The following is a 6,141-nucleotide window of genomic DNA, read 5'->3' as shown; positions in this document are numbered from 1 at the left end:
AAAAATGATGATTATGAAAAAATATATATTTTTTTTTAAAAATATATATGAAAAATTTAAAAATTATCTATTAAAAATAGATTTTTTGAACATAATTTATATAAATTTTTTAAAAAATTTATATAAATTATGTTCAAAAAATAATTTTATTTAATTATAATAAAATTTATTAAATTATTTTAAGGAATAGAATATTCTGCTAATTGTTTTAATTTTAAATATTCAGAATTTACTTTTTTCTTTAAATTAACTAATCCAATATTACATAATTCTTTAATAGAATATTTTTGTACTAATTTATTTAAAATATATGAACGAGCATATTTTTTTTCTAACTGAATTATTTGAGCAGCTTTGTCTTGATTTTCACTAAAAAAATGTTTGTTTTGTCTATAAGTGAAAGCACGTTGAATATGTTTTTCTTTTGCTTGTTGTTCCGCTTCAAAAAATGTTATTTGAGATTTTCCTTTTTTTACTAGCTGTTTATTAATCCACTTTAATTGGGTTACTCTAATTTGTTTTAATCTAAACTGAGAAATATTAAACATCATGAAAAATAATGGTTTTAAACATATGATTTTAGGAATATATGTTCCTAAAATCTTATCCCATATCTTTTGACAACTAATTAAACCAATTGGTTCCATAAAATCTGTAATTAATCGAGAAGCTCTGGTAATAGATTTATTACCTATATTAGAATATGTTGATAAACCACACACATCAGATAATTTTTCAACAGAAGCCATCACTAAAGTAGAAGAAATATTAAAATGATATAACATAGCTTGTGTCATAGCTCGTAAAGCTCGTGCACGATGTTCATTTAATCGTCTTTTGCGTGGTAAAACACATCCTGTAATTGGATTTTTAAATTCACGAATAGATGAATAAATTTTATTTCGAGCAACATCAAGTTTAGCTGCGCATTTCATCGCATATCTAATAAATGCTGGACGTTTTTTATAATTTTCTGGTTGAATAAATTGTGGGTACGGATTATATACATATTTTCTTTCTAACATAAATAACCTATTATAAATTTTTCATAAAAAATTTTTATATATTTTCATAAAATAAATAGTTTAAAAACTTTTATTTTTATGAATTATTAAGTCATTAATTCTTATTATCAATTAATAATTAAATGTATTTATATTTTCGAAAAAATATAAATAAATTATTATCGTTTATTTATTTAATTTTTCTAATTCTTTATTTACTTGAGTTGATTTCCAAATATAATTTGATACATTGACCATAGCTTGAGCTGATGCTTCAATAATATCAGTAGCTAAGCCTACACCATGAAAATTTCGTAATTTATACTGTACAACAATATCTACTTTTCCTAAAGCATCTTTACCTTCTCCATTAGCTATTAAATTAAATTTTTTTAAAATAATAGGATATAAAGTTGCTTTATTTAGAGCTTGATAGATAGCGTCTACGGGTCCATTACTCGTTGTTGCTTTTTGAATATTTGTTTGAGAACCGCAAATTAAAATAATAGATGCTACTGATAATCCTGATAACTTAGTATGTACATCAAAATATTCTAACTTGAAATATTCTTCAATATTTTGTTGTTTTTTAAAAAAAGCTAAAGCTTCTAAATCATAATCAAAAACTTGTCCTTTTTTATCTGCGAGTTTTAAAAAATCAATATATAATTCATTTAAATTATAATCATTTTGATTATACCCCATTTCTTTCATACGATATTCTACAGCTGCTCGTCCAGATCGAGAAGTTAAATTTAATTTACAATTATTTAATCCAATAAAAATCGGATCAATAATTTCATAATTTTCTCTGTTTTTTAAAACACCGTCTTGATGAATTCCAGATGAATGTGAAAATGCATTTTTTCCTATAATCGCTTTATTTACAGAAATTGGCATATTACAAAATTGACTAACTATTTTGCTAGTTTTATAAATTTCTTTATAATTTATATTAGTATATTTTTTTAATATATTTTGATGTACATACAAGGCCATTATTACTTCTTCTAAAGCTGTATTTCCAGCTCTTTCACCTAATCCATTCATAGTTCCTTCAATTTGTCTTGCACCAGCCTCAATAGCGCTAATAGAGTTACCTACAGCCATTCCTAGATCATTATGACAGTGTACTGAGACTATAACTTTATTTATGTTTTTAACATAACGGAAAATTGTTTGGATAATTTTTTTAAATTGAGTTGGAGTAGTATATCCTACAGTATCAGGAATGTTGATCGTAGTAGCTCCAGCATCAATAACAGCTTCAATAATACGACATAAATTATCTAATGAAGTTCTTCCGGCATCCTCACATGAAAATTCAACATCATCAGTATATTTACGAGCTCTTATAACAGATGAAATAGCCATATCTATTATTTCATTAAAACTCTTTTTTAATTTAGAAGATATATGTAAATTAGAAGTACCTAAAAAAAGATGAATTCTATTTTCTGTTGCGTATTTCATAGATTGGGCAGCAATATCAATATCTTTTGGTAAACATCGTGCTAAACTACATATTTTACTTTTTTTGATTATTTTAGAAATAGATTCTATTGATTTAAATTCTCCAGGTGAAGAAATAGGAAAACCTGCTTCAATAACGTCTACCCCCATACGTTCTAAAGCTAAAGCAATTTGTATTTTTTTATTTGAATTCAAACTAGCTGGTAAAGCTTGTTCGCCATCACGTAATGTTGTATCAAAAATAATAATTTTTTCTTTCATAGTAAAACCTTTTAAATTTTTTTAATAAAATAAATTTTCGGATATATTAATTTTCAGAAAATTTTTTTTAATTAAAAATTTTCTGAATAAAAAATATTATTTATAAATAAAACTTAAGTATCATTTTTAATAAAAATTAAATATGGAATGTTTTTTTTCATACATCTTTATTTTTTCTTCATGTTTTAAAGTATAATCAATATTATCAAATCCATATATAATAGATTGTTTTTTAATAGGATCAATTACGAATTGAATACAATGGTTATCTATAATAATCATTTCTTTTAATAAATCGATCATACAGATAACTTTTGATTTTTTTTCTAGAATAATAAATAATTTATCTATTATTTTTTTAGAAAGAGTAATTAATAATAAACGATTATTTAAACAATTGTTTATAAAAATATCAGAAAAACTATGAGCAATAATTACTTTGAAACCATAATCCATTAAAGCCCATACAGCATGTTCTCTAGAAGAACCACACCCAAAATTATTACGTGTTAATAAAACACTTGCATTACGATAAATATCTTTATTTAAAATAAAATCAGGATTTTCTTTTTTTCCAAAAGAATCTAAAAATCTCCAATTATAAAATAATTTTTTACCAAATCCAATTCTGTCAATTTTTTGTAAGAATTGTTTTGGAATAATTATATCTGTATCAATATTTGATATATTTAAAGGAACTATAATACCAATATGTTTTATAAAATTTTGCATTATAATAAAATTATCTCTAAAAAGTTTATGAATAAAAATTTTTAATATTAACAAATTTTCCATATAAAGCAGTTTGTGCAGCCAACCAAGGGCTCATAAGATGAGTTCGACCTTGAGGACCCTGTCTTCCTTCAAAATTTCTATTACTAGTAGAAGCACATCTTTCTTTAGGTTTTAATTGGTCTTCATTCATACCTAGACACATAGAGCAACCAGCATGTCTCCATTGAAAACCAGATTTTTTAAAAATTTTATCTAAACCTTCTCTTTCAGCTTGTCTTTTTACTAATCCTGATCCAGGAACAATTATAGCTTCTATATTATCTGCAACCATTTTATTCTTAACAACTGATGCTACTATTCGTAGATCTTCAATTCGAGAATTTGTACATGATCCAATAAAAACTTTATCAACAGGTATATTAACTAAACTAACTCCATCTTTTAATCCCATGTAGTCTAATGATCTTTTTGCGTTTTCTAGGGAGTTTTTATCGTTAAAATTTTTTAATTTTGGAATTTTACTATCAATAGAAATTACTTGAGATGGATTTGTCCCCCATGTAATTTGTGGAGATAAGTTTGATATATTAACTAAAATATCCTTTTCAAAAATAGCTTTAGGTCCAGATTTTAAAATATTCCAAAATTTTTTATATTCATTCCATGAACGATTTTTAGGAGTAAAATTTTTATTTTTTAGATATTGATAAGTAATATTATCAGGTTGTATAATACCAGATTTTGCTCCTAATTCAATTGCCATATTGCAAATAGTCATTCTGCTTTCCATACTCATTTTTTTTATAACAGGACCAGTAAATTCTACAACATATCCAGTACCTCCAGAAGTACCAATTTGATTAATAATATTTAAAATAATATCTTTGGAGTAAACATTATTCTTTTGGTTTCCAGATATATGTATTCGCATATTTTTCATATAATTTTGAGGTAAAGTTTGAGTAGCTAATACATGTTCTACTTCTGAAGTTCCTATTCCGAATGCTAATGCACCAAAAGCACCATGAGTTGATGTATGTGAATCTCCACAAACAATTGTCATTCCAGGTAAAGTCATACCTTGTTCAGGACCTACTACATGTACGATACCTTGATTTATATTTTTTAAATCATAACAAGAAATATTAAAATCCTGACAATTTTTTAATAAAGTATTCATTTGTATTTTTGCCATTTTAGAAGAATTATTAATATCTCTAGAAATGGTTGGTACATTATGATCCATGATTGCAAATGTTTGTTTCGGTTTTCGAACAATTCTATTTTTTTCTTTCAGTCCTGCAAATGCTTGAGGGGATGTTACCTCATGTATTAAATGTAAATCAATGTAAATAATTGGTGTAATATTTTTTTTATTATAAATTAAATGTGATTTAAATATTTTTTGATATAATGTAGTTTTCATTAGTTATTATCTCAGATAATGTTTTAGCAATTTTGGTACCCATTTGATCAGTGTGGATATAATTTTTACCATCAGAAATATCTAAAGTACGATATCCTTTTTTTAAGGTTTTTATTACAGCTAACTCAATATATTGAGCAATATCTTTTAAATTTAAAGAATATTCAAATAGTAAAGCTAAGGAAAGAATTTGAGCAATTGGATTAGCTAAATTTTTACCCTTTAAATCAGGAGCAGATCCTCCAGCTGGTTCAAATAATCCAAAAAAATTTTTATTTAAACTAGCGGAAGGTAACATTCCAATGGATCCAGTTAACATAGCGCATTCATCTGACAAAATATCACCAAATAAATTAGAACATAATATTACATCAAATTGATTAGGATGTTTAATCAACTGCATAGCAGCATTATCTACATATAAATGATGTAATGTCACATCTGGAAAATTTTTAGAAACTGTTGTTACTACTTCTCTCCATAGAGAAGAACTTTCTAATACATTTGCTTTATCTATAGAATAAACTTGTTTCTTTCTTTTTAGTGCTAATTGAAAAGCAACTTTTGCAATTCTTTCAATTTCTTTAGTAGAATAAATTTCTGTATCAAAAGCAGAAATATTTTTTTTATTAAATGAATTTCTTCCTTTAGGTAAACCAAAATATATACCACCTATTAATTCTCGAATACATAAGATATCAAACCCATTCTTTATTATACTCTCTCGGAGTGGAGATAGCTGTTTTAAGTCGTTATTTAACTTAATTGGCCTAATATTAATAAATAAATTAAAAAATCGTCTAAGTGGCAATAAAGCGCCTCTTTCAGGTTGTTTATCCCGAGATAAACATGTCCATTTTTTTCCTCCAACCGATCCAAATAAAATAGCATCTGATTTTATACATCCATCCAATGTTTTTTTTGGTAATGGTGTACCAAATTTATCAAAAGCTATTCCACCAATATCAAATTCATGAGTATGAATTTTATGATCAAATTTACTATTAATAACATTTAATATTTTATATGTTTCTAACATAACTTCAGGCCCGATTCCATCACCAGGTAAAACTGCTATATTAAATAATTTTTTCATTTTAACCTTTTTATAATTTTTCAAATAATCTATTAATTAATATACTATATAAAATATATAATGTCTTTATTTTTTTTTTTTTAAAAGTTATTTTGCATTTATTTTTTTAAAAAAACTTATTTAATTTTTGTAAATGTTTAATTTTT

General features: G+C 24.8%; 5 protein-coding genes. All 5 read right to left on the bottom strand.

Annotated elements, in window-relative coordinates:
• Positions 1-179 precede the first annotated feature (179 nt).
• Entirely contained in the window at positions 180-1,025 is an 846-nt protein-coding gene (repA, locus tag BUCILAFE3058_RS02055; RefSeq protein WP_154061779.1) for a plasmid replication initiator RepA, read from the bottom strand.
• Positions 1,026-1,190: 165 nt separating this feature from the next.
• A complete protein-coding gene (gene leuA, locus BUCILAFE3058_RS02050) occupies positions 1,191-2,738 on the bottom strand; it encodes a 2-isopropylmalate synthase (RefSeq protein WP_154061777.1) in 1,548 nt (515 codons plus the stop codon).
• Between the two features lie 126 nt (positions 2,739-2,864).
• A complete protein-coding gene (gene leuD / locus BUCILAFE3058_RS02045) occupies positions 2,865-3,470 on the bottom strand; it encodes a 3-isopropylmalate dehydratase small subunit (protein WP_154061775.1) in 606 nt (201 codons plus the stop codon).
• 25 nt (positions 3,471-3,495) lie between these two features.
• Positions 3,496-4,899 carry a 3-isopropylmalate dehydratase large subunit gene (gene leuC, locus BUCILAFE3058_RS02040; RefSeq protein WP_154061772.1) on the bottom strand — a complete coding sequence of 468 codons (1,404 nt, stop codon included), beginning with the start codon at positions 4,897-4,899 and terminating at the stop codon, positions 3,496-3,498.
• Positions 4,868-5,995 (bottom strand): 3-isopropylmalate dehydrogenase, encoded by a 1,128-nt coding sequence (gene leuB, locus BUCILAFE3058_RS02035; protein WP_154061770.1) that lies wholly within the window; start codon positions 5,993-5,995, stop codon positions 4,868-4,870. Before leuB ends, leuC begins: the two co-directional genes overlap by 32 nt.
• Positions 5,996-6,141 lie beyond the last annotated feature (146 nt).

Source organism: Buchnera aphidicola (Cinara laricifoliae) (assembly GCF_900698945.1).
GTDB classification, from domain to species: Bacteria; Pseudomonadota; Gammaproteobacteria; order Enterobacterales; family Enterobacteriaceae; genus Buchnera_F; species Buchnera_F aphidicola_AC.
Note: the sequence above shows the minus strand (reverse complement) of the source record. Positions and strands in the feature narration are given on the sequence as shown.

Coding starts and splice junctions, on each gene's coding strand:
- repA (WP_154061779.1), bottom strand. CDS start 1,025: ATGTTAGAAAGAAAATATGTATATAATCCGTACCCACAATTTATTCAA.
- leuA (WP_154061777.1), bottom strand. CDS start 2,738: ATGAAAGAAAAAATTATTATTTTTGATACAACATTACGTGATGGCGAA.
- leuD (WP_154061775.1), bottom strand. CDS start 3,470: ATGCAAAATTTTATAAAACATATTGGTATTATAGTTCCTTTAAATATA.
- leuC (WP_154061772.1), bottom strand. CDS start 4,899: ATGAAAACTACATTATATCAAAAAATATTTAAATCACATTTAATTTAT.
- leuB (WP_154061770.1), bottom strand. CDS start 5,995: ATGAAAAAATTATTTAATATAGCAGTTTTACCTGGTGATGGAATCGGG.